The organism is Pseudooctadecabacter jejudonensis, from assembly GCF_900172275.1.
Classification (GTDB): Bacteria; Pseudomonadota; Alphaproteobacteria; order Rhodobacterales; family Rhodobacteraceae; genus Octadecabacter; species Octadecabacter jejudonensis.
This window is the reverse complement of sequence record NZ_FWFT01000002.1, coordinates 761,478-782,573: the sequence shown is the minus strand read 5'-3', so window position 1 is coordinate 782,573 and position 21,096 is coordinate 761,478. Positions and strand designations below refer to the sequence as shown.

20 protein-coding genes are annotated in these 21,096 nt (G+C 60.0%); 8 read left to right on the top strand and 12 right to left on the bottom strand.

All coding sequences use genetic code 11. The features are described 5' to 3' along the window. The first annotated feature begins 81 nt into the window (after nucleotides 1–81). Entirely contained in the window at nucleotides 82–1,176 is a 1,095-nt protein-coding gene (locus tag PSJ8397_RS08940; protein WP_085864218.1) for a THUMP domain-containing class I SAM-dependent RNA methyltransferase, read from the top strand. Nucleotides 1,177–1,218: 42 nt separating this feature from the next. On the opposite strand, the gene PSJ8397_RS08935 is transcribed toward PSJ8397_RS08940, so the two are convergent. Then, nucleotides 1,219–2,274 carry a sodium-dependent bicarbonate transport family permease gene (locus PSJ8397_RS08935; RefSeq protein ID WP_085864217.1) on the bottom strand — a complete coding sequence of 352 codons (1,056 nt, stop codon included), beginning with the start codon at nucleotides 2,272–2,274 and terminating at the stop codon, nucleotides 1,219–1,221. A 91-nt stretch (nucleotides 2,275–2,365) separates the two neighbouring features. Between PSJ8397_RS08935 and PSJ8397_RS08930 the strand changes: the two genes are divergently transcribed. The 5 genes from PSJ8397_RS08930 (at nucleotide 2,366) to PSJ8397_RS08910 (ending at nucleotide 7,841) form a co-directional block, all read left to right on the top strand. Then, nucleotides 2,366–3,226 (top strand): LysR family transcriptional regulator, encoded by an 861-nt coding sequence (locus tag PSJ8397_RS08930; protein WP_085864216.1) that lies wholly within the window; start codon nucleotides 2,366–2,368, stop codon nucleotides 3,224–3,226. Nucleotides 3,227–3,381: 155 nt separating this feature from the next. Beyond that, nucleotides 3,382–5,514, top strand: a complete 2,133-nt coding sequence (gene pnp, locus PSJ8397_RS08925; protein ID WP_085864215.1) for a polyribonucleotide nucleotidyltransferase — start codon at nucleotides 3,382–3,384, stop codon at nucleotides 5,512–5,514. A 242-nt stretch (nucleotides 5,515–5,756) separates the two neighbouring features. Next, entirely contained in the window at nucleotides 5,757–6,431 is a 675-nt protein-coding gene (locus PSJ8397_RS08920) for an outer membrane protein (protein ID WP_159453115.1), read from the top strand. 233 nt (nucleotides 6,432–6,664) lie between these two features. After that, on the top strand, nucleotides 6,665–7,219 hold the full coding sequence (locus PSJ8397_RS08915) for a L,D-transpeptidase (RefSeq protein WP_085864213.1): 555 nt from the start codon (nucleotides 6,665–6,667) through the stop codon (nucleotides 7,217–7,219). 82 nt (nucleotides 7,220–7,301) lie between these two features. After that, nucleotides 7,302–7,841 (top strand): L,D-transpeptidase, encoded by a 540-nt coding sequence (locus tag PSJ8397_RS08910; protein WP_306372140.1) that lies wholly within the window; start codon nucleotides 7,302–7,304, stop codon nucleotides 7,839–7,841. 91 nt (nucleotides 7,842–7,932) lie between these two features. Here PSJ8397_RS08910 and PSJ8397_RS08905 read toward each other — a convergent pair whose 3' ends face one another. Next, nucleotides 7,933–8,586: a peroxiredoxin gene (locus tag PSJ8397_RS08905; RefSeq protein ID WP_085864212.1), complete on the bottom strand. Its 654-nt coding sequence runs from the start codon at nucleotides 8,584–8,586 to the stop codon at nucleotides 7,933–7,935. An 88-nt stretch (nucleotides 8,587–8,674) separates the two neighbouring features. On the opposite strand from PSJ8397_RS08905, the gene PSJ8397_RS08900 reads away from it, so the two are divergent. Together PSJ8397_RS08900 and PSJ8397_RS08895 are read left to right on the top strand one after the other, a co-directional pair. Next, entirely contained in the window at nucleotides 8,675–10,099 is a 1,425-nt protein-coding gene (locus tag PSJ8397_RS08900) for an aldehyde dehydrogenase family protein (protein ID WP_085864211.1), read from the top strand. Nucleotides 10,100–10,173: 74 nt separating this feature from the next. Then, a complete protein-coding gene (locus PSJ8397_RS08895; RefSeq protein ID WP_085864210.1) occupies nucleotides 10,174–11,181 on the top strand; it encodes a serine/threonine protein kinase in 1,008 nt (335 codons plus the stop codon). Nucleotides 11,182–11,227: 46 nt separating this feature from the next. Here the strand turns inward: PSJ8397_RS08895 and PSJ8397_RS08890 are convergent, their stop codons facing one another. The 10 genes from PSJ8397_RS08890 to PSJ8397_RS08845 all read right to left on the bottom strand — a co-directional run bounded on the left by PSJ8397_RS08890 (nucleotide 11,228) and on the right by PSJ8397_RS08845 (nucleotide 21,059). Continuing rightward, entirely contained in the window at nucleotides 11,228–11,878 is a 651-nt protein-coding gene (locus tag PSJ8397_RS08890; RefSeq protein ID WP_085864209.1) for an RluA family pseudouridine synthase, read from the bottom strand. Between the two features lie 8 nt (nucleotides 11,879–11,886). Then, on the bottom strand, nucleotides 11,887–12,786 hold the full coding sequence (rarD, locus tag PSJ8397_RS08885; protein WP_085864208.1) for an EamA family transporter RarD: 900 nt from the start codon (nucleotides 12,784–12,786) through the stop codon (nucleotides 11,887–11,889). Nucleotides 12,787–12,849: 63 nt separating this feature from the next. Then, a complete protein-coding gene (locus tag PSJ8397_RS08880) occupies nucleotides 12,850–13,065 on the bottom strand; it encodes a DUF6552 family protein (protein WP_085864207.1) in 216 nt (71 codons plus the stop codon). A 4-nt stretch (nucleotides 13,066–13,069) separates the two neighbouring features. Next, a complete protein-coding gene (locus PSJ8397_RS08875; protein ID WP_085864206.1) occupies nucleotides 13,070–15,508 on the bottom strand; it encodes a GcvT family protein in 2,439 nt (812 codons plus the stop codon). Nucleotides 15,509–15,519: 11 nt separating this feature from the next. Further along, complete coding sequence (locus PSJ8397_RS08870) at nucleotides 15,520–16,395, bottom strand: homocysteine S-methyltransferase family protein (RefSeq protein WP_085864205.1); 876 nt, start codon at nucleotides 16,393–16,395, stop codon at nucleotides 15,520–15,522. A 64-nt stretch (nucleotides 16,396–16,459) separates the two neighbouring features. Further along, nucleotides 16,460–18,910, bottom strand: coding sequence for a GcvT family protein (locus PSJ8397_RS08865; RefSeq protein ID WP_085864204.1), 2,451 nt, complete (start codon nucleotides 18,908–18,910; stop codon nucleotides 16,460–16,462). Between the two features lie 11 nt (nucleotides 18,911–18,921). Further along, nucleotides 18,922–19,308, bottom strand: a complete 387-nt coding sequence (locus PSJ8397_RS08860) for a GFA family protein (protein WP_085864203.1) — start codon at nucleotides 19,306–19,308, stop codon at nucleotides 18,922–18,924. Beyond that, on the bottom strand, nucleotides 19,305–19,928 hold the full coding sequence (locus PSJ8397_RS08855) for a LysE family translocator (protein ID WP_085864202.1): 624 nt from the start codon (nucleotides 19,926–19,928) through the stop codon (nucleotides 19,305–19,307). Before PSJ8397_RS08855 ends, PSJ8397_RS08860 begins: the two co-directional genes overlap by 4 nt. A gap of 11 nt (nucleotides 19,929–19,939) precedes the next feature. Next, nucleotides 19,940–20,509, bottom strand: coding sequence for a helix-turn-helix domain-containing protein (locus tag PSJ8397_RS08850; protein WP_085864315.1), 570 nt, complete (start codon nucleotides 20,507–20,509; stop codon nucleotides 19,940–19,942). A gap of 91 nt (nucleotides 20,510–20,600) precedes the next feature. Next, complete coding sequence (locus tag PSJ8397_RS08845) at nucleotides 20,601–21,059, bottom strand: GAF domain-containing protein (RefSeq protein WP_085864201.1); 459 nt, start codon at nucleotides 21,057–21,059, stop codon at nucleotides 20,601–20,603. Between the last annotated feature and the right edge of the window lie 37 nt (nucleotides 21,060–21,096).

Here is a 21,096-nt window from a genome sequence, read left to right as displayed (position 1 = left end):
TGCGTCTCACGCATTTGAAACCGCCGAGGGCTACAGCTTTCGGCGGTTTTTCTTTGCCTCCCTTTCACGGTAAGCACATCTATGGATATCTTTTTGATCACCGCCCCCGGCCAGCAGGATGTTCTGGCATCCGAGGCCCGCGAAAAAGGGTTCAAAGTCACTGAAACCATGCCCGGCGGCGTCACGGTGCAGGGCGATTGGCCCGCCGTCTGGCGCGCCAACCTGCAACTGCGGGGGGCCACCCGGGTGTTGGCGCGCATCGCGAATTTCCGTGCGCTCTATTTGTCGCAGCTGGAAAAGAACGTCCGCGAATTTGACTGGCCGGGCCTGCTGCCCCGCGAGGGTTTCATCTCGGTTGAGGCGACGTGCCACAAATCGAAAATCTACCATGCAGGCGCAGCCGCAGAACGGGTAAAAACCGCCCTCGCCGCCCATGGCTATACCCCTGTTGATCCCGGAACAGAAACCTCCTTCGCCCTCAAGGTCCGGATCGACCGCGACATTGTCACGCTCTCCTTGGACACCTCCGGCGACAGCCTGCACAAACGCGGCCACAAAGAGGCAGTGAACAAAGCGCCCATGCGCGAAACCATGGCCGCGATGTTCCTGCGGGCGGCGGGCTACAACGGCAAAACACCCTTCTTTGATCCGATGTGCGGGTCTGGCACCTTTGTGATCGAGGCCGCAGAAATTGCCCGCAGGCTCGACCCCGGCCGCAGCCGCGCCTTTGCGTTCCAACAGTTGCCAAATTTCGACGCCGACATCTTTACTGCCATGCACAGCCCCGATCGTCCTTCGGCCCACACGGCCCACGGCAGCGATCGTGACACCGGTGCCATCCAGATGTCACAGGCCAACGCGGATCGCGCAGGCGTTGCGGAGGTCACCGATTTTAAACCCAACCCGATCAGCGCGATCACCCCGCCCAGCGACACCCCCGGCCTGATCCTGACGAACCCACCCTACGGCGCGCGGATCGGGAACAAGGCCCCGCTGTTCGCGCTCTATACGGCCTTTGGCGACCGGATGCGCAGCCATTTTCAGGGCTGGCGTGTGGGGCTGACAACCACGGATGCTGGCCTCGCAAAGGCGACCAAACTGCCGTTCAAGGACGCGGGCGCGCCGGTGTCCCACGGGGGCCTGAAGGTCCGGCTCTACCTGACGGAACCACTCTAACCCCCCGGTGCCCGCTAAAATTCCGGAATTTTAGCCCCGCCCTCAGAACCCGATCAGCGCATCGGCCAGGGCCATCCACAACGGGATCGATAGGATCGCCACAGGCGTTCCCAACCCCGTCGACGTGCCAACATAGGCCGATGGGTTTGCCTTGGGCAGCGCCCCGCGCATCGTAGGCGGCCCGCTGATGTCAGACGAAGACGCCGCCATGATCGCCAGCAACACCGTGCCCCCGGCTGAAAATCCCGTCACCTCATGCGCAATCAGCCCCGCACCGAACCCCAAGGCGCCGTGCACCAACGGCGCCAACAGACCGTAAGCGATATAGGCATGGGCCACGCCCTTCATCTCAGACAGCCGCTGCCAGGCTTCCATCCCCATGATCAACATCAGGATCGACAACAGCCCGCGAAACAGGGGCTCATAAAAGCTGGCGTAAACCGTCTCAGGCCGCGCAAACAGGCCCAGCGCCAAACCCAACAACAGTGCTGAAATCGCAGGGCTTTGCACCGTGTCCTTCAGGATCGTACGCACCAACCCGCCCTCGACCGTTGGGCCACCCGCACGGGCACCGCCAATGGTCATCGTCCCACCCTGCACCGCAGCAGCCCCCTGCCGGGCCTCCGCCAGTTTGGCCAAGACAATCGCTGTGACCAAGGCGGCCACGTCCATGAACGGATACAGTGCGCCGATGAACCCTTCATATGCGATGTTTTCACTGTCCAGCACCGCCATGCCCGCCGCCAACGTCGATGCCGAGACCGCGCCGAACAATCCGGCCGTCGCCATTCCGTCCATGTGGCTGATCCCGCGGGTCCGCGCGATGGTGCGCGCGCCGATCAACACAATCGCAATGCCAACCACAGCCGCCCCAACCGCAGGCACGACCAATTGAGCCAAATTTGCATCACGCACGGACATCCCCGCGCCAATGCCAACCTTCAGCAACAGCAATATGACGACGAATTTGTAGACCGGCTGCGGGATTTCGAACTTACTGCCCATCGCGGCCAGCAACATCCCACCAATCAGGAAGGACAAGGTGGGTTTTTGCAACTGCGCCAACATGGTGCTGGCGATGTCGGTGATGATGTCCATGATGCTCTCCACTGGCTTTGGCCTGAGGTAGCGAGGCACCAAGATAAAGAAAAATATAACATACAGCACCAAACGTTCTATTTATAAGAACATGGACCTGAACTATCATCACCTGCGCTATTTTCACGCCGTCGCGCATGAGGGCAACCTGACCCGCGCCGCCGAAAAGCTGAACGTGTCGCAATCCGCCCTGTCGATGCAGATCAAACAGCTTGAAGACAGGTTGGGCCACGCCTTTTTTGAACGCATCGGCCGCCGACTTGAGCTGACAGAGGCCGGACGTATCGCGCTGGACCACGCCGACCGCATCTTTGCAACGGGCCAGGATCTTTTAGCGGTGCTGCAAAAAGAAGGCAGCGTGCCCACCCTTCGCATCGGTGCCCTGCCCACCCTGTCACGCAATTTTCAGCTGTCGTTCCTGCGCCCTGCGCTGCACCGCGATGACTTTGAAATCATCCTACGGTCGGGCACCGAAGCCGCGCTTCTGGCCGATCTGATGACACTCAACCTTGATGTTATGTTGTCCAACAGCCTGCCCAGCACCGCGATTGGCCCCGACATCCTGACCCACAGACTGGCCGAACAACCGGTGCAAATCCACGGGCGGCCCGACCAGATGCGCCATGCGACCTTGCCCGATCTGCTGCGGGCCGAACCTCTGATCCTGCCCACAGATCCCGCCATAAAAGCAGGCATTCTGGCACAGGCCGACAGGCACAACATCACCCCGCGCATCGCGGCTGAGGTCGATGATATGGCGATGATCCGCCTGCTTGCCCGTGAGGGCGAAGGCCTTGCCGTCGTGCCCCCCATCGTCGTGCGCGATGAGGTCGCCGCAGGCCGCCTGACAACCGCGCCCTTCGATCTGGCCCTGCATGAGACATTCTACGCCATCACCCGCCGCCGCACCTTTCCCCATCCCCTGCTGGCGAAGCTGTTGTCGCACCCCTAGCCAAACGTACCAAACCCGTGTAAACGCGCGCTTATCTGAGACGTGACGCTTAAGACCCCGGCGCACACAAAAGGATTGGGGTCGGTGGCAATGGGGCCACCAATGACACGGGGGACTTGGGAACGCCCAAGCGCGCCCCCTGATAGGAAACGATAATGTTCAAAGAAGTGAAAAAATCCATCCAGTGGGGCGAAGAAACGCTGACACTGGAAACGGGCAAGGTTGCCCGTCAGGCAGACGGTTCCGTGATCGCCACCTATGGCGAAACCTCTGTCATGGCCAACGTGACGTTCGCCAAGCAACAAAAACCAGGGCAGGACTTCTTCCCGCTGACGGTTCACTACAACGAAAAGTATTACGCCGCCGGTAAAGTACCGGGTGGCTTCTTCAAGCGTGAGGCGCGCCCCACGGAAAAAGAGACACTGACAAGCCGTCTGATTGACCGTCCGATCCGTCCGCTGTTCGTCGATGGTTTCAAGAACGAGGTCCTCGTGATCTGTACCGTTCTCAGCCACGATCTGGTCAACGATCCTGACATGGTTGCCATGGTTGCCGCCTCCGCCGCATTGACGATTTCCGGCGCGCCGTTCATGGGCCCGATTGCTGCCTGCCGCGTGGGCTATGAGGATGGCGATTACATCCTGAACCCTGAGCTCGACGACATGCACAACCTGCGTAACAACCCAGACCAGCGTCTGGATCTTGTTGTGGCCGGCACCAAAGACGCCGTGATGATGGTCGAATCCGAGGCCTATGAGCTGACCGAGGAAGAGATGCTCGGCGCCGTTGAATTCGCCCATGAGCAGATCCAGCCCGTGATCGACCTGATCATTGATCTGGCCGAAGACGCCGCGAAAGAGCCGTTTGATTTCCAGGCGCCTGATTACTCGGACCTCTACGCCGCTGTGAAAGCCGCTGGCGAAACCGAAATGCGGGCCGCCTTTGCGATCACCGACAAGCAGGAACGCACGGCAGCCGTGGCCAACGCCCGCGAGACGGTCAAAGAAGCCCTGAGCGATGAGCAGCTTGAGGATGCCAACCTTGGCTCCGCCATGAAAAAGCTTGAGGCGTCCATCCTGCGCGGTGACGTCGTGAAAACCGGCAAGCGGATCGATGGTCGTAAGACCGACGAAATCCGTGACATCGTGTCCGAAGTGGGCCTTCTGCCACGGACCCACGGCTCTGCCCTCTTCACCCGTGGTGAGACCCAAGGTCTGGTCGTGACCACACTGGGCACCGGCGACGATGAGCAGATGATCGACAGCCTGCAGGGCATGTATAAGTCGAACTTCCTGCTGCATTATAACTTCCCTCCCTATTCGGTGGGTGAGGTTGGCCGTTTTGGTCCTCCCGGACGTCGTGAGATTGGTCACGGCAAACTGGCATGGCGCGCCCTTCAGGCCGTTCTGCCCGCCGCCACCGATTTCCCCTACACCGTCCGCGTGGTGTCCGAGATCACAGAATCCAACGGTTCGTCCTCTATGGCGTCCGTCTGTGGTGGCTCCCTGTCCATGATGGACGCAGGCGTGCCGCTGAAAGCACCGGTTGCCGGGGTGGCCATGGGTCTGATCCTCGAAGAGGACGGATCCTACGCGGTTCTGTCCGACATCCTGGGCGACGAAGACCACTTGGGCGACATGGACTTCAAAGTGGCCGGGACTGAGAACGGCATCACGTCCCTGCAGATGGACATCAAGATCGCAGGCATCACGCCCGAGATCATGAAGAAAGCCCTGGCACAGGCCAAAGAAGGCCGGATGCACATCCTGGGTGAGATGAACAAGGCACTCTCCAGTGCCTCCGACTTCTCCGTTCACGCACCACGCATCGAAACGATGCAGGTTCCAACGGACAAAATCCGCGAAGTCATCGGCTCCGGTGGTAAGGTCATCCGCGAAATCGTGGAAGTGTCCGGCGCCAAGGTCGACATCAACGACGACGGCGTGGTCAAGATCGCATCGCCCAACGGCGAATCGATCAAGAAGGCCTACGACATGATCCACTCGATCGTAGCAGAGCCTGAGGAAGGCATGATCTACAAAGGCACAGTCGTCAAAATCGTCGACTTCGGCGCCTTCGTGAACTTCTTCGGCAAGAAAGACGGCCTCGTGCACGTCAGCCAGATCGAAAACCGTCGCCTGAACCATCCGTCCGACGTTCTGAAAGAAGGCCAAGAGGTCTTCGTAAAGCTCTTGGGCTTTGATGACCGCGGCAAGGTCCGTTTGGCCATGAAGATGGTCGATCAGGAATCCGGCGAAGAGATCACGAAAGAAGAAAAAGAAGACTAAATCTTCTTTCCTAAAGCAAAATGAACAGGCCCCTGTCCCGCAGGGGCCTGTTTTTATTTGATAAATCGACTTCTGCGGGATCTGGAAAATTTATTCACTCACGATTGTGAAACGTCACTCACGTTTCAGGGCGCGCATGTGAAGATCAGTGTAATGACGCCTCGTATACAGTGGCGTACGAAATGGGCATCACCGCTGGCTCTTCAGCATACTCTCCCCCCTCAAACCGCGTTAGGTTTCCCATGTTCAAATCCCTACCCATTTTCGCCGCGACCTTGTTCGCAACTTCCGCCATGGCGGAGGGTCATTCCTCAACAGCCCTTTACGGCTTTGCCTTTGGCGGTTTTGCAGTCTCCCAAGAGCCAACCTTTGAAGGCGTGGTGGGCGGCAACCCCGCCAACGTTCAAACCTTTTTTGATGATGGCCATTCCATCGGGTTCGGCGTCGGTCGCGGCCTGCCTCAATTGGGCGACGGCGTGCGCGGAGAGATTGAACTGTCGTACTCTGAGACCAATATCGACAACACAGATTTCTCTGGCAACGGTCCCGGCCAAGAACCGGCAAATGGCGGGCTGAACACCACGCGATTGTTCGCAAACCTGTACAAAGACTTTCCAACAGCTGGCCCCGTTACGCCATATCTCGGCGGGGGTCTGGGCATCGCCTCGACGGATTTTGACATCTCCTACGGGCCTGGCGTGACGCTTGCGGACACTGACGAAGGCCTCACAGCCCAAATCATCGCCGGTGGTGCCTACGCCGTATCCGATACGATGGACGTGTTTGCAGATGTGCGGTTTATCCGTGACTTTGACATCGAATCCGCGCGTCGTGCCCCAGACGGGACGATCACAGGCTCCGTTGGTGACGACGTCGATACTGTCACCGTGAATTTCGGCGTTCGGTTCGCGTTTTAAGACATCAAGACACCTGAATACCGAGGGCCCCGACAGCGTCGGGGCCTTTGTTTTCCGGCTCATGTCTCACGCTCCACCTGACATCGCACAAACCGACGTTTCATCGTCCTGCGGTTTGGTGGTGTCGTCACGACAACGGTCTGGAAATCCTGACCAAAACTTGAGAATGCTCCCCTTGCCCCGAATCTGACATCCACGGCATACAATTGAAGACAGACACCAAGGGGAACATCATGATTACGCGCCGTACATTTTTGAATACCGCCGCTGCCACGGCCGGTCTGGCCGCCGCAGGCCCAGCCTCCGCACAATACCTTGTCCCAGAAAGTCAGCTGCCCCGCGTTGTTCAAATTGACCGCGACTACGCGCCCGGTGAAATTCACGTCGAACCCCAATCGTTCAAACTCTACTGGATGCTTGGCCCCGGCCTTGCGCTGGAATACGCAGTCGGCATCGGCCGCCGTGGCCTCTATGAAAGCGGCGATTTCCGGATCAACGCCAAGAAGGAATGGCCCAGCTGGACACCAACGCCCGATATGATCGAACGTGATCCCGCAGCTTACGAACAATACGCCGATGGCATGGAAGGCGGCATCAACAACCCGCTGGGTGCCCGTGCGCTGTATCTGTTCCAAGGCAACCGTGACACCTTCCTGCGCATCCATGGCACCAACGCGCCCCGCACCATCGGGTCTGCTGTGTCCAATGGCTGCGTGCGTCTGGTGAACAGTCATATCTCTGACCTGTACAACCGCGTGCCCTTGGGCACCCGCGCTGTTTTGCACTAAAGCCCGTTTGGCGGTCACCGGAACTTCACCCGCATCCGTGCCGTTGTGTCCTCAAACGATCTTGGTATCGAAAGGACAAACAATGATGATGAACCGACGCACGCTGATGACCACTGCCGCGGCGACCTTGGCCGCGCCCGCGGCGCTGTCTGCCTCGGCCGCAGCACCGCGCATCGTGCCTTTGGCCGGTGATGTGCCTGCGGGACAAGTCCACGTCACACCGTCGAATTTTGCGCTCTATTGGACATTGCCCAACCGCGAAGCCCTCCGCTACGAGGTCGGCATCGCACCTCAGGACCGTTGGCGTCCAGGCACCTACCGAATCCGCCGCAAGGCCGAATGGCCGCGCTGGACACCCACTCCTGCGATGATCCGTCGTGATCCCGAAAAATATGGCCCCTTCGCCGACGGCATGGACGGCGGGGGCGACAACCCGCTGGGCGCGCGGGCGCTTTATTTGTATCGTGGCGGCAGGGACACGTTCTTGCGCATCCATGGCACGCCAGACAATTCCGGCATCGGCCGACGCGTGTCGAATGGGTGCGTACGCATGACCAATGCGGACGTCGAAGACTTATATTCCCGCGTCCCGATGGACACGGTCGTCGTCCTGCACGCCTAAATCAAAAGCCCCGCCCAAACAGGGCGGGACCTCTCATGGGACGGCGGGCGGGGCGCTTCTGCGCAGCAGACAGCGTCGCTCGACGGGCCTTCTATTCTGGCAGCTTCGCCATCCGCAGATACGGAAGTTTGGTGTCGATCGATCCATATTTCGCAATCGCATCCTCGTCGGACACGGCCACGGGCACCACCACATCCTGACCGACCTGCCAATTCGCAGGCGTGGCCACGCCCTCACGGGCAGAGGTCTGCAACCCATCCAGCGCCCGCAGCACCTCGGCAAAGTTGCGACCCACAGTCATCGGATACGTCATCGACAGTTTCAACTGCTTGTCCGGCCCGATGATAAAGACCGACCGAACCGTCGCACTGTCCGCAGGCGTGCGCCCATCCGGCATGTAAGCCTCCGCAGGCAACATGTCGAAGGCCTTGGAAATCTCCAGACCATCGTCAGCCACAATCGGGAAGTTCGCAGGCGCGCCGCCAACGGCTTCAATGTCCTGCTTCCACTTCTTGTGCTCTTCCACACCGTCCACGGACACGCCCATCACCTTGGTGTCGCGTTTTTCCCACTCGTCTGCCAGCTGTGCGACCGCGCCGAATTCCGTGGTGCAGACAGGCGTAAAGTCTTTCGGATGGCTAAAAATAATGGCCCAGCTGTCGCCAACCCAATCATGCAGGGAAACGGTCCCTTGATCGGTTTCCACCGTCAAATCCGGAATAGTGTCGTTGATGCGCAAGCCCATGTCGGCTCTCCTTCTTGTCAGCGTCTGTCAGTCATATATGACGTTAGATCGATCGATCCAACTGGACAGCACACAGCGGAGACTTTCCATGCTCGAAAAACGCGAATTCTACATCAACGGCCAATGGGTCGCCCCAGCCAAGGCCAACGACTATGAGGTCATCGATCCCTCCACCGAAGAGGCCTGCGCGGTCATTTCATTGGGCGATCAGGCCGACACCGACGCTGCCGTAGCTGCCGCCAAAGCCGCCTTCGCCGATTGGGCCTTTGTCGATAAATCCGAAAAGATGGCTCTGCTGCACAAACTGCTTGAGGTCTACAACGACCGCCAAGAGGAAATGGCACAGGCCATGTCCATGGAAATGGGCGCTCCGATTTCCATGTCCCGCGTCAATCAGGTGGGCGCAGGGTCCTGGCACCTCGAAGGGTTCATCAAAGCCTTCGATAAGATGTCCTTCGAACGTGACTTCACAGGCACGGAAAAAACCTTGCTGGAACCCATCGGCGTCTGCGCCCTGATCACGCCATGGAACTGGCCGATGAACCAGGTGGTGCTCAAGGCCGTGCCCGCCATCGCCGTGGGCTGCACAACAGTGCTGAAACCCTCCGAAATCGCCCCATTGTCTGGTTCGCTCTTTGCAGAATTCATGGACGAGGCTGGCTTCCCCAAAGGCGTGTTCAACATGGTCAACGGCGACGGCGCAGGCGTGGGCTCCCAGCTCAGCGCGCATCCGGACGTCGACATGGTCTCCTTCACCGGATCGTCCCGCGCAGGTAAGCTGATCTCGAAATCGGCGGCCGACACCCTCAAACGGGTCAGCCTTGAACTGGGCGGTAAAGGCGCCAATCTGGTCTTTGCGGATGCAGGCGAAAAGGGCGTGGAATACGGCGCGTCCCGCTGTTTCCGCAATTCGGGCCAATCGTGCAACGCACCAACGCGGATGCTGGTTGAATCCAGCTTCTATGATGAGGCCGTTGAAATCGCCACACGCGTGGCCAACGAAACCCACGTCGGTCCCGCCTCCGAAGAAGGCCAGCACATCGGCCCTGTCGTGTCCAAAGCGCAATTCGACAAAATCCAAGGGTTGATTGAGGTCGGCATGGGCGAAGGCCGCCTGACTGCCGGGGGCCTTGGGCGCCCCGACGGGTTGAACCGCGGCTACTACGTCAAGCCAACGGTCATCGCCGATGTGACCAACGACATGACCATCGCACGCGAAGAGGTCTTCGGCCCCGTTTTGGCGATCATGAAGTTCGACACCATTGATGAGGCCATCGCGATCGCCAACGACACCGACTACGGCCTGACCAACTACATCCAGACCCCAGACGACGAAAAGCGCCACTACGCCGCCCGCCGCCTGCGCTCCGGCATGGTGGAAACCAACGGCAAAGGCTTTGCCCAAGGCTCCCCCTTTGGTGGGTACAAACAATCCGGCAACGGACGCGAAGGCGGCCTCTACGGGCTTGAGGAATTCCTTGAGGTCAAAGCCGTCTCAGGCTGGACGTCCTGATCCAGACCCAGCAAGCGTTCGCGCCTATGGCGCGGGTGCTTGCCCCAGTCTTGCGGGGCGGGTAACACCATCCCATGCCCGCCCGCTTCATCCCCACCACCGTCCACAAACGTGACGAATTTTCCGAAACCGTCTCCGGCCACCTCGAAGACGCGCCGGACACCAAACTGGTTCTGCGCAAACTGGATGGCGTGCCTTGGTGGGCCAAACCCATCGCGACCTTCCTTGCACGCAAGGAAACCCGCGCCCTGCGCACTGTCACCGGAATCCCAGGCACCCCCGATCTGATCCGCGAAGACAGGGCGGGCATCTTGCGCAGCTGGTCCGACGGTATGCCGCTGAACCTGTCCAAACCCAGTGATGCCGCCTTTTACTCCGACGCCAAACGCATCCTGCGCGACATGCGGCGGCGGGGTGTGACGCACAACGATCTGGCAAAGCCGCAAAACTGGCTGATGGGGCCAGACGGCCAAGCGGAAGTCATCGACTTCCAATTGGCCTCCGTCCACCGGCGGCGCGGCTGGCTCTACCGCACCATGGGCTACGAAGACCTGCGCCACCTTCTCAAACAAAAACGTCGCTACGCGCCACATCTGCTGACGGCCACCGAACGCCGCATTCTCGCCCGCAAATCCCTGCCCACCCGCATCTGGATGGCCACCGGCAAACGCCTTTACAACGCCATCACGCGCGGCCTGTTCAACTGGTCCGATGGCGAAGGCACCGGCAACCGCATCGCCACCGAGGGCGCCCAGATCAGGGCCGATCTGATGGCCCATGACGCGGTCACGGGCGTCACCCTCAGCCCGTTTGCACTGCCCGCGAAGGGCACCGGCATCTACGCCTTTGTCGAAACCACACTTGACCCCAACGCCACCCGCGCCCTGATCCCTGAGGCCCGCGTTGAGTTGATCCAACCGGTTCACGCCCTTCCAAGCGCGGAGGTCGCCGAACTGATCGCGATGAACCGCCTGGATGAGCTCGACCTCTTGCTGGCGCAAGACCCCGACCTTCGCAAAACAGTGGCCCCCATCGTCGCGGGGCGCCTGAACCTGACGGACAGACGGCTCGCCAACCTTTGATGGCGCGGGGCCTCGTCTGGCTCCGGGGCAGAGGGGTCGCAGCGTCCTAAAACGGGGCCTTCGCCCGAAACCGCACACCCTCGCCCCCGTCAGGATGGCGCAGGCGCAACTCCTCTGAATGCAACATCAGACGCGCATGGTCATCGCGCGTTGGCCCGTCCGCATAAAACGGATCGCCCAAAATCGGATGGCCCAGCGCCAACATATGCACCCGCAGCTGATGACTGCGGCCCGTCTTCGGAAACATTCGCACACGGCTTTCCGCATCGCTCGCCTTCAGCACCCGCCAATCCGTCTGTGCGGGCTTGCCCGTCTCATGACACACCATTTGTTTGGGCCGGTTCGGCCAATCCACAATCAACGGCAGGTCCACCGTACCGGTCTTTGGCTGCAGGTGTCCCAGCACCCGCGCCACATAGGTTTTCTTCGTCTGACGTTTTTCAAACTGCAACCCGATGTGTCGTTGCGCGTGGGGCGTCAGGGCAAAGACCATCACGCCCGACGTGTCCCGATCCAGCCGATGGATCAGAAGGGCGGTCGGAAACGCATCCTGTACCCGCGACAGCAGACAATCGGCCAGATGGTCCCCCCGCCCCGGGACGCTCAACAGGCCGGAGGGTTTGTTCACGATCAGGATTTCATGGTCGTGGTGGATCACCTCAAGCGGGTCCATCGGGGGGGCATAATCGTCAGACATGCCTCCTCTTATCCGCGTCGCATGCCCCGCACCAGCGCCACCGTGTAAATGATCAGCGCCAGCCAGATCAACGGAAAGGCAATCATCCGCGCGCGGTCCAGCTCTTCGCCAAACACGAACACCGCCTGCAGCAGGATCATGGTGGGCGCGATGTATTGCAGGATGGCGATGGTGCTCAACCGTGTCAGCTTCGCCCCGTTCGCATACAGCATCAGCGGCACGGCAGTCACAAGGCCACACCCCGCCAACAGCAACGACACACCCCAGCCCAAGCCAAACGTCGCTCCACCGGACCCATGCAACCAAGCAAGGTACGCCAGCGCCGGCACGCTGAGGATCAAAACCTCCAACAAGAACCCTTGGTTCGGCCCCACCGGCAGGGACTTCTTGAAATAGGCGTAGAACCCCCACGACGTCATCAGCCCAAGGGGGATCCAAGGCGCTGATTGCGCATCAACAAACAAGATCACCACAGCAATTGCCGCCAGCCCAACGGCCACCGTCTGCGCGCGGGTCAGACGTTCGCCTAGCAACACGGCCCCCAAAAACATCGAAAACAGCGGGTTGATGTAATAGCCCAGCGCCCCGTCCACTGCACGGTCTGTCACAATGGCATAAACATAGATGCCCCAGTTCACCGACACCAAAGCGGCGGTCACACAGGCCATCGCCAAGGTACGCGGATCACGGATCGCCCGCACGATGTCCCCTGTCCGCCCCAAGACCAACAAAACCGCCCCCGCCACAGGCACCGACCAGATCACGCGGTGTCCGATGACCTCAAGCACAGGAACATGCGACAGGGCCTTCAGGTAAAGCGGCAAAAAACCCCACAACAGATAGGCCGAAATAGCAAAGGCCAAGCCTTGGGGCGTATCGACGTTGGGCGTGTTGGATGTGTTTGCCATGCCCGCACTAGCGCATGATGTGCGGCCTAAGGAAACCCACCGCGTGATCATTTTCGGCTTGGATCACGAATTCAGATAGCCACCCACGATCGCGATGAACGCACCCAAATGCACCACCATGATCGCGCGGTCTTTCCACATCACACCCACAATGAACCACAGCACGATCCCCACGACAAAAGCCGCAATATTCCACGGCACGATGTTCAACCCTGTCAAGGCGTACCCCATCAATTGGATCACCGTGGCAATCCACTTCACACCATCGACTTTTGCCATGACGTCAGACCTTCACGCGTTCCGATTTGGGGTCATACATCGGCTTCAACGACGCCTCCGCCTTCACCCGTGTCCCCATCACGTCGATCTCATAGGTTGAGGCCAGAACATCGCCAGGCTTTTCCCCCTTGCATGGCACATAGCCAAGGCCCATGGCCCCGCCCAGCGCATGCCCGTAGGCCCCCGACGACAGATAGCCCACCAACTCCCCATCGCGCAGGATCGGTTCGTTGTGATACAAAAGCGGCTCAGGATCGGTCAGCTTGAACTGCACCATGCGGGTCTCAAGCCCCTTTTCCTGCTTGTCCAAAACCGCCTCACGACCGATGAAATCAGGCTTGTCCTTCTTGACCGCAAAGCCAAGGCCCGCCTCCATCACGTGGTCTTCGCAGGTGATGTCATGGCCGAAATGGCGGAAGCCCTTTTCGATGCGGCAGGTGTCCATCATATGCATCCCGCAGAGCGTCAGCCCATGGTCCTGCCCCGCCTCATGCAGCGCCTCAAAGACATGGCCCGCCTGATCGGCTGAGACGTAAATTTCCCAGCCCAATTCCCCCACATAGGTCACACGGTGGGCGCGGGCTAACCCCATGCCAATCTCAATCTCTTGCGCCGTACCGAAAGGGTTCACCGCATTGGTGAAATCATTGGGCGACACGGCCTGCAACAGATCACGGGATTTGGGGCCCATGATCGCCAGCACGCCTTCGCCCGCTGTCACATCCGTAATGACCACGTTGAATTCACCCTTATGGCGTTCCATCCACGTCTGATCGGCCAGCCGCGTGGCCGCAGGGGTGACGACCAGATAGGCCACCTCAGACAGACGTGTCACAGTCACATCCGCCTCAATCCCCGCGCGGTTGTTGAGGAATTGTGTGTAGACGATCTTGCCCACAGGGCAGGAATAATCTCCGCCGCCCACATAGTTCATGAACGCCTCGGCATCGGGGCCCTCGACGCGGATTTTGCCGAAGGAGGACATGTCGTACATCCCGACGCCAGACCGCACGGCAAGGTGTTCGTCGCGCACATTGTCAAAGAAATTCTGCCGCTTCCACGAATACTCATATTCCGGCGTCTGGCCGTTGCGGGCAAACCAATTGGCCCGTTCCCAACCGGACAATTCCCCCATAACCGCGCCATGCTGGATCAGGTGGTGATGGAACGGCGTCCGCCGCACCCCGCGCGCGGTGCGCTTTTGCAGGTAGGGAAAGTGGTCCGCATACAGCAGGCCCAGCGTTTCCTTGGACCGTTCCATCAGGAAATGTTTGTTGCCCTGAAACGGCTGCATCCGGCTGATATCAACATCGCCCAGATCAAAGGGTTTCTCGCCTGCATCCATCCACTGCGCCAAGGCCATGCCCGCGCCCCCCGCAGACTGGATCCCGATGGAATTGAAACCGGCGGCCACCCAAACATTGTCCATCTCGGGCGCCAGTCCAAGGTGATAGGCGTCATCGGGGGTGAAACTTTCGGGGCCATTAAAGAACGTATGGATGCCCGCCTCCGCCAACATGGGCAGACGTTCGACAGCGGCTTCCAAGATCGGCTCAAAATGATCGAAGTCTTCGGGCAGTTGATCAAATTCAAAATCTTCCGGGATGGGCCCCCACGGCTTGGCGTTGGGCTCAAACGCGCCCAGCAACATTTTGCCCGCGTCTTCTTTGTAATAGGCGCATTCGTCGGGCACCCGCAGCACGGGCAGCTGCTGCAACCCTTCGATGGCCTCGGTGACGATGTAGAAATGCTCGCAGGCCTGAAGCGGTACGTTCACGCCCAGCATCTGGCCCACCTCACGGCCCCACATGCCCGCACAGTTCACCACATGATCACAGGCAATCGTGCCTTGGCCGGTCTCGTCCTCCCACTGCACGCCCGTGATCCGGCGCCCGTCCTTCACCACACCCGTGGCTTTCACCCGTTCCTTGACCACCGCACCGCGTTGCCGCGCCCCCTTGGCCAGCGCCAGCGCAATATTGGCGGGGTCGCCCTGCCCGTCGAGGGGCAGATACACACCACCCACAACACAGTCGGTGTTGAGGTGTTCATACTTCGCCTGAACCTCAGCGGGGCTGATCTCCTCAACCTCAACGCCAAAGGCCCGGGCCATGGCCGCCTGGCGGTAAATCTCTTCACGGCGTTCTTCGGTCAGCGCGACCGTGATCGACCCGCAACGTTTGAACCCCGTGGCCACACCGGTTTCATCTTCCAGCGTGCCGTACAACTCTTGGCTATACTTCGCCAACTTGGTCATGTTCTGCGTCGCGCGCAGCTGGGCAATCAGCCCCGCCGCGTGCCACGTCGTGCCAGACGTCAGCTGTTTGCGTTCCAACAAAACAACATCCGACCATCCCTGTTTGGTCAAATGATAGGCCACAGAACAGCCAATGACGCCGCCACCGATGATGACAACACGTGCTTTATTGGGAAGATCAGCCATCAATCGGCCTCCTATATGATGGTGTGACCCGCCGCCCGCAGACGGTTGGCAATCTCGGCGATATGGGCGGGGCCGACTTCGCAACAGCCGCCCACAATGGTGGCCCCCGCATCGACCCACGCCATGGCGTGATCGGCATAAACAGCGGGGGTGAAATCTCTGCGCGCATTCAGCGCATTTACCGTGGGCTTGTGGCCCAAGAAGTCCTCGGTGATTTGTTCAAACCCGTTGGCATAGGCCCCGTAAGGCAGGCCTGCTGCAGCCAAGGACGGCAGCGCGTCAATGATCACCTCAGGGGCTGAACAATTGACCAGCACGGCATCGGCCCCCGCAACGGCGGCCACGCCCTCGGCCAAAGGCTCACCCGACCGCAAAACAGTCCCATCGGTGTCTGACACCGTAAAGGCTACCCAGACGGGGATTCCCGCGGTCTTGGCCCCATCAAACACCGCCCGCGCATGCGCAACAGAAGCCACGGTTTCACAGATGATCATATCGACCGACGGCGCCAACAACTGCGCGATTTCGGCATACTTCGGGACCGCCTCATCGTAGGGCGGCGCGATGTCGGCGCGGTAGCTTTGCACCAACGGCCCGATGGATCCGGCCTTGCGCCCCTCCACCTGCGCGATCTCCTTCAACGCGGTGGCATGCAGGTCGGCAAACCGGTCGGCCACGGGCGTGCCCTCCAGCCGGTCGTGGTGAATGGCGTAGGTGTTTGTCGTCGCAACAGTCGCGCCTGCGGCGGCAAAATCGCGGTGTACCTGCGCCACAAGGCCAGGGTGATCCAACATCACTTGGGTCGACCACAAGGGTGTTGGATTGTCACCAGCGCGGTGGACCAATTCCTGGCCCATGCCACCATCCAAAAGGGTAATCTGTGTCATGTCGTTTCCTCAAGCGGGCAGAGTTTCATTGAAACTCTGCCCTTAAAGTCTGGCCAGACTTTGGTCACCCCCGAATGCGCATATTTTCAGGATCCCACATGGGCGCATCCTTCTGGACGACAGCGCGGCGTCGGGTGCCATTCACGTCAATCTCAAGCTCGGTGCCCTCGGCCAGATAATCGGTCTGCACCATGCCCAGCGCGATGCACTGATTGGTCCGATACCCCATCGCACAAGACGTGACCTCTCCCACGATCGATCCGTTGGACCACACCGGCGCCATGTACGGCGCGTCTTGGTGGCCGGGCTCCATCACCATGGTGGCAAAGCCCTTCTTTCGGCCCTGTTGCTGTTCATTCAACAGCGCAGCCTTACCCGGGAAATCGACGTCTTTGTCCAGCTTCACGAACCGGTCCAGCCCCCCTTCAAGCAACGAATAATCCGTCGACAAATCGCCCTTCCACGCACGGTAGCCTTTTTCGATCCGCATGGAATTCAGCGCATACATCCCGAACGGCGTCACCCCCGCCGCCAAAAGCGCATCCCAGATCGCGGGCATGGCTTCAGGTGCGGCATGGATTTCCCAACCCAGCTCACCGGCAAAGGACACGCGCAGCAACGCACAGTCCTGTCCGGCCACTGTGCCCTTCATCGAAAGGCTCAGCCAGGACGCAGACAAATCGTGGCCTTCGGTGATCGGGGCCAGCATGTCGCGGGCCTTGGGGCCTGTGACCAGCAGCGTTTCCACCTCAGTCGTGTGGTCCGTGACGGTGATGCCTTCGGGCGCCTGACGCCAGAAAATCTCGTAATCGTGCCATTGCGCCGTGGCGGCCGTGATCAGGCCAACCTCGTCATCCGAATGCACCATGACGGAGGTTTCCGTCAGGATGCGGCCGCGGCTGTCGGGGAAATAGGCCAGCGACACGCGGCCCGGTTTGGGCAACCGCGAGGCGGTCAGGCTGTCGACGAAATCCTTCGCCCCCGGTCCTTCGATCTTGTAGCGGCTGAAACCAGTGATCGGCAGCATCCCGCAGCCATCGCGCACGGCCTCAACCTCACGTTTGATGGCGGGCTCCCAAGGTCCGTTGCGGTCCCAGGTTTGGGTGCTGTCCTCGGACGTGTCCTCACCATCCTTGGCAAACCAATTGGCCCGTTCCCATCCGTTGTAGGCGCCGAACTGCGCCCCCGCCTCGGCCAGACGGCTGTGCAGGGTCGAGTGTTTCTTGTCGCGCCCTGCGGGCCATTCGTGGTGCGGGAAATGCATGGCGTATTCGTGGCCGTAGGTTTCCAGCGCCTTGGACAGACAATAATCGTGATCGGCATAATCGGTGTAACGGCGCGGATCGACAGACCACATGTCCAGCTCCGTCTCACCATGCATGATCCATTCAGACAGCACCTTGCCCGCGCCGCCACCCTGCGCGATGCCGAAGGTGAACGAATGCGCCTCAAACGCATTCTTCACACCGGGCATGGGGCCGATCATGGGCAGGCCATCGGGCGCATAAGGAATGGGGCCGTTGATGTTGCGCTCAACCCCACCTTCGCCCAAGAGCGGCACGCGGGCCATGGCGTCCTCGATGTAGAATTCCAAACGTTCCAGATCGTCGGGATACAGCTGGAAGCTGAAATCCTCAGGCATTGGATCTTCGGGCGTCACCCAATGGGCCTTACAATTGCGCTCATACGGGCCAAGGTTCAGGCCGTATTTGTCCTGCCGCAGATAATAGCTGATGTCGGGGTCGCGGATCATCGGCATCTTGTGGCCCTGTTCCTTGGTCCATGCCTCAAGCTCAGGCAGCTGACCGGTCAGGAAATACTGGTGCGACATGACAACCATGGGGACCGTGCGCCCGCCGTGAGGCTTAAACATCTCGCCCACGCGCTGGGCGTAGTAGCCTGCGGCGTTCACCACAAACTCACAGCGGATATCGCCTTTTTCCGTCTTGATGACCCATTCATCCCCATCGCGGTCCACGCCTGTCACGGGGCAGAACCGTTCAATCCGCGCGCCCGCATCCCGCGCACCCTTGGCCAACGCCTGGGTCAGCTGGGCAGGGTCGATATCACCATCAAGACTGTCCCACATGCCGCCTTCAAGGTCGTGGATCTCCATGAAGGGGTTATATTCGCGCAGCTCTTCGGGTGTCAGGATCTCAAGATCCAGGCCTTGGGCCTTGGCCTGCCCCTTGGCGCGTTTGAACTCTTCCATCCGTTGTTTGGAATGGGCCAGACGGACAGACCCCGTGACGTGGTAGTTCATCGGGTAGTCCACGTCCTCGGCCAACCCACGATACAGCTCCAGCCCGAACCGCTGCATGTTCATCACCGCCCAGTTGGGCGCAAAGTTGGGACAGTTGCCTGCAGCATGCCACGTCGACCCGGCGGTCAATTCGTTCTTTTCCAGCAAAACGCAATCGGTCCAGCCAGCGCGCGCCAAATGAAACAGGGTTGAGGTGCCGACGACGCCGCCCCCGATGATGACCACGCGGGCCGTTGTTGGAAAATCAGCCATTTTGTTGCTCCCTAGTATTTTTGTATCTGCGGAGTCCCATCCGCGATGTCGTAGTAGTCGCCCTTGTCTTTGACGAAGATATGTTTGTCTGTGTGCAGCCCCGTGGGCCCATCCAACGTGCCGGAGGCGACAGACACGGCGCCGCCGTCGTCCTCATGCATCCAGAACATCGACGCCCCGCACCGATGACAAAACCCGCGCTTTGCCTGTGCTGATGACGCGAACCATGTCAGCGTTTCATCCGACGTCAGCGTAAATTGATCGGCGGCGACCTGCGTGGCAGACCAATAGTGACCCGACGTCTTGCGGCATTGCCCGCAATGACACGCCACTGACGGGCGCAACGCACCGCTCAGCGTGAACGTCACGCCTCCACACAGACAAGACCCACCGATCATCTCAGCGCCCCCACCGGCTGGAACGCGCCCAAAAGCACGCCGTAGATCACAAAACAGCCCGCCATCGCGCGGCGGAACCAGACGTTGAACACAGCCCCCAACGCCGCGCGGCCCAGCCCCGCGCCCAGCGCAGTATAGGTGCAATAGCTGATCGCGGTCAGCGTCAGCGCCGTGGGAACAATCACCCACATCTGCTGACCGATTGGCACGTCAGGTTGAACGAATTGACTGAAAGCGGCCAAGTAGCCTGCGACAGATTTCGGGTTGATCGTGGCGATGGCCAAAGCCCGCCAATACAAACCTGCGGCGGGCTGCCCCTCTGCCGTGGGCGGCGTCTTCGCAGTGATCCAGCCACGAAGGCCAAGGACCACCAGAAAGGCCGCGCCTATGTATTTCGCAATCTGAAACGCTGTCTCGGATGCGGCCAAAAGGGCGGTCACCCCCAGTGCAGACAGCGCGAGAAACAGGCTCGCCTGTGTCAGGATTGCCGCCACACCCGGAAGGCTGCGCACGAACCCATGTGTCATGCCGTTGGAAATGCAGTTGACCGCATTGGGCCCTGGCGTGGTCACAAACACCACCCAGAACAGCGCGAACACGGTCCATCCTTCGAACGTCATCCCAAGCGCCCCTAATACACAGGGGGCGCGATGGCCCATATGACAACACAGGGCACGGCATAGGGGTTTTCCCACCGATAGGGTTCTCCGCGGATGCGGAAACTGTCCCCTGCCGCCACATCAAACCGCTGACCCGCGATCCACAGGGTCATCTTGCCTGACGCGATGTATCCGACCTCTTGGGTCGGGCGCGTCACTTCGTCGTGCAAGATCGCGCCCGGCTCAAACGTGGAATGCAGCATTTCAAAGTCGTCCGTCAGATCAGGCGACAACAACGCCTCAACCAAGCCTTCCGTGCGCGACCCGATCGGGCGGCGGGCATCACTGCGAACAATGCGCCCCAATTCGTGTTCGGGTGCGGCCGACCGAAACAAGCTGGACACAGACACATCAAGCGCCTTGGCCATCTGCCGCAAATCGGTGATCGACGGTTCAGACAGATCCCGTTCCACCTGGCTCAGCCAGCCCACAGACCGACCCAACGTTTCGCCCAATTCCGTCAACGTCAGCCCGCGCGCTTTCCGCAAAGCGCGAATGTCAGCCCCAAGGGTGCGGCTTTCAGCGGGCGGATTGTGAATCACTTTTGGCAAACTCCCTGACGTCGGGAAAATCTTTGCCTCAGCTTCGTGAAATTTCAAAGGATTTTTTCACGAAACCATTCGTTTCCTGGAATCAGCCCGTTTGGCGCGAAAACACATCGCTTAGAATCGCCTCCAGTGCATCTGCATCCGCTTGGGTGAACGCATCTGGCTGATCACTGTCGATATCAAACACGGCAATCACCTGGTCCTGCGCGTTGAAGACCGGCAAAACCAATTCGGACCGTGTCGATGATGCGCAGGCAATGTGACCCTCGAAGGCTTCGACATCTGGCACCAACTGCACCTGCCCCGTACGTGCCGCAGCCCCGCACACCCCACGCGCAAAGGGGATTTGCAAACATCCATGCCCCCCTTGGTAGGGTCCGATCTTCAGCATCTGCGGGCCTGTCACGCGGTAAAAGCCCGTCCAGTCGAACCGGTCATCGGCATGATGCACTTCGCAGGTGACAGTCGCCATCAAAGCAACGGTATCCTCTTCGCCTTCGGTCAGACTTCGGATGGTTTTGGCCAGAAGATCATAATCAGGCATGGTGCGATCCTTTGCGGTGTCGGAATTTAGGTATTTT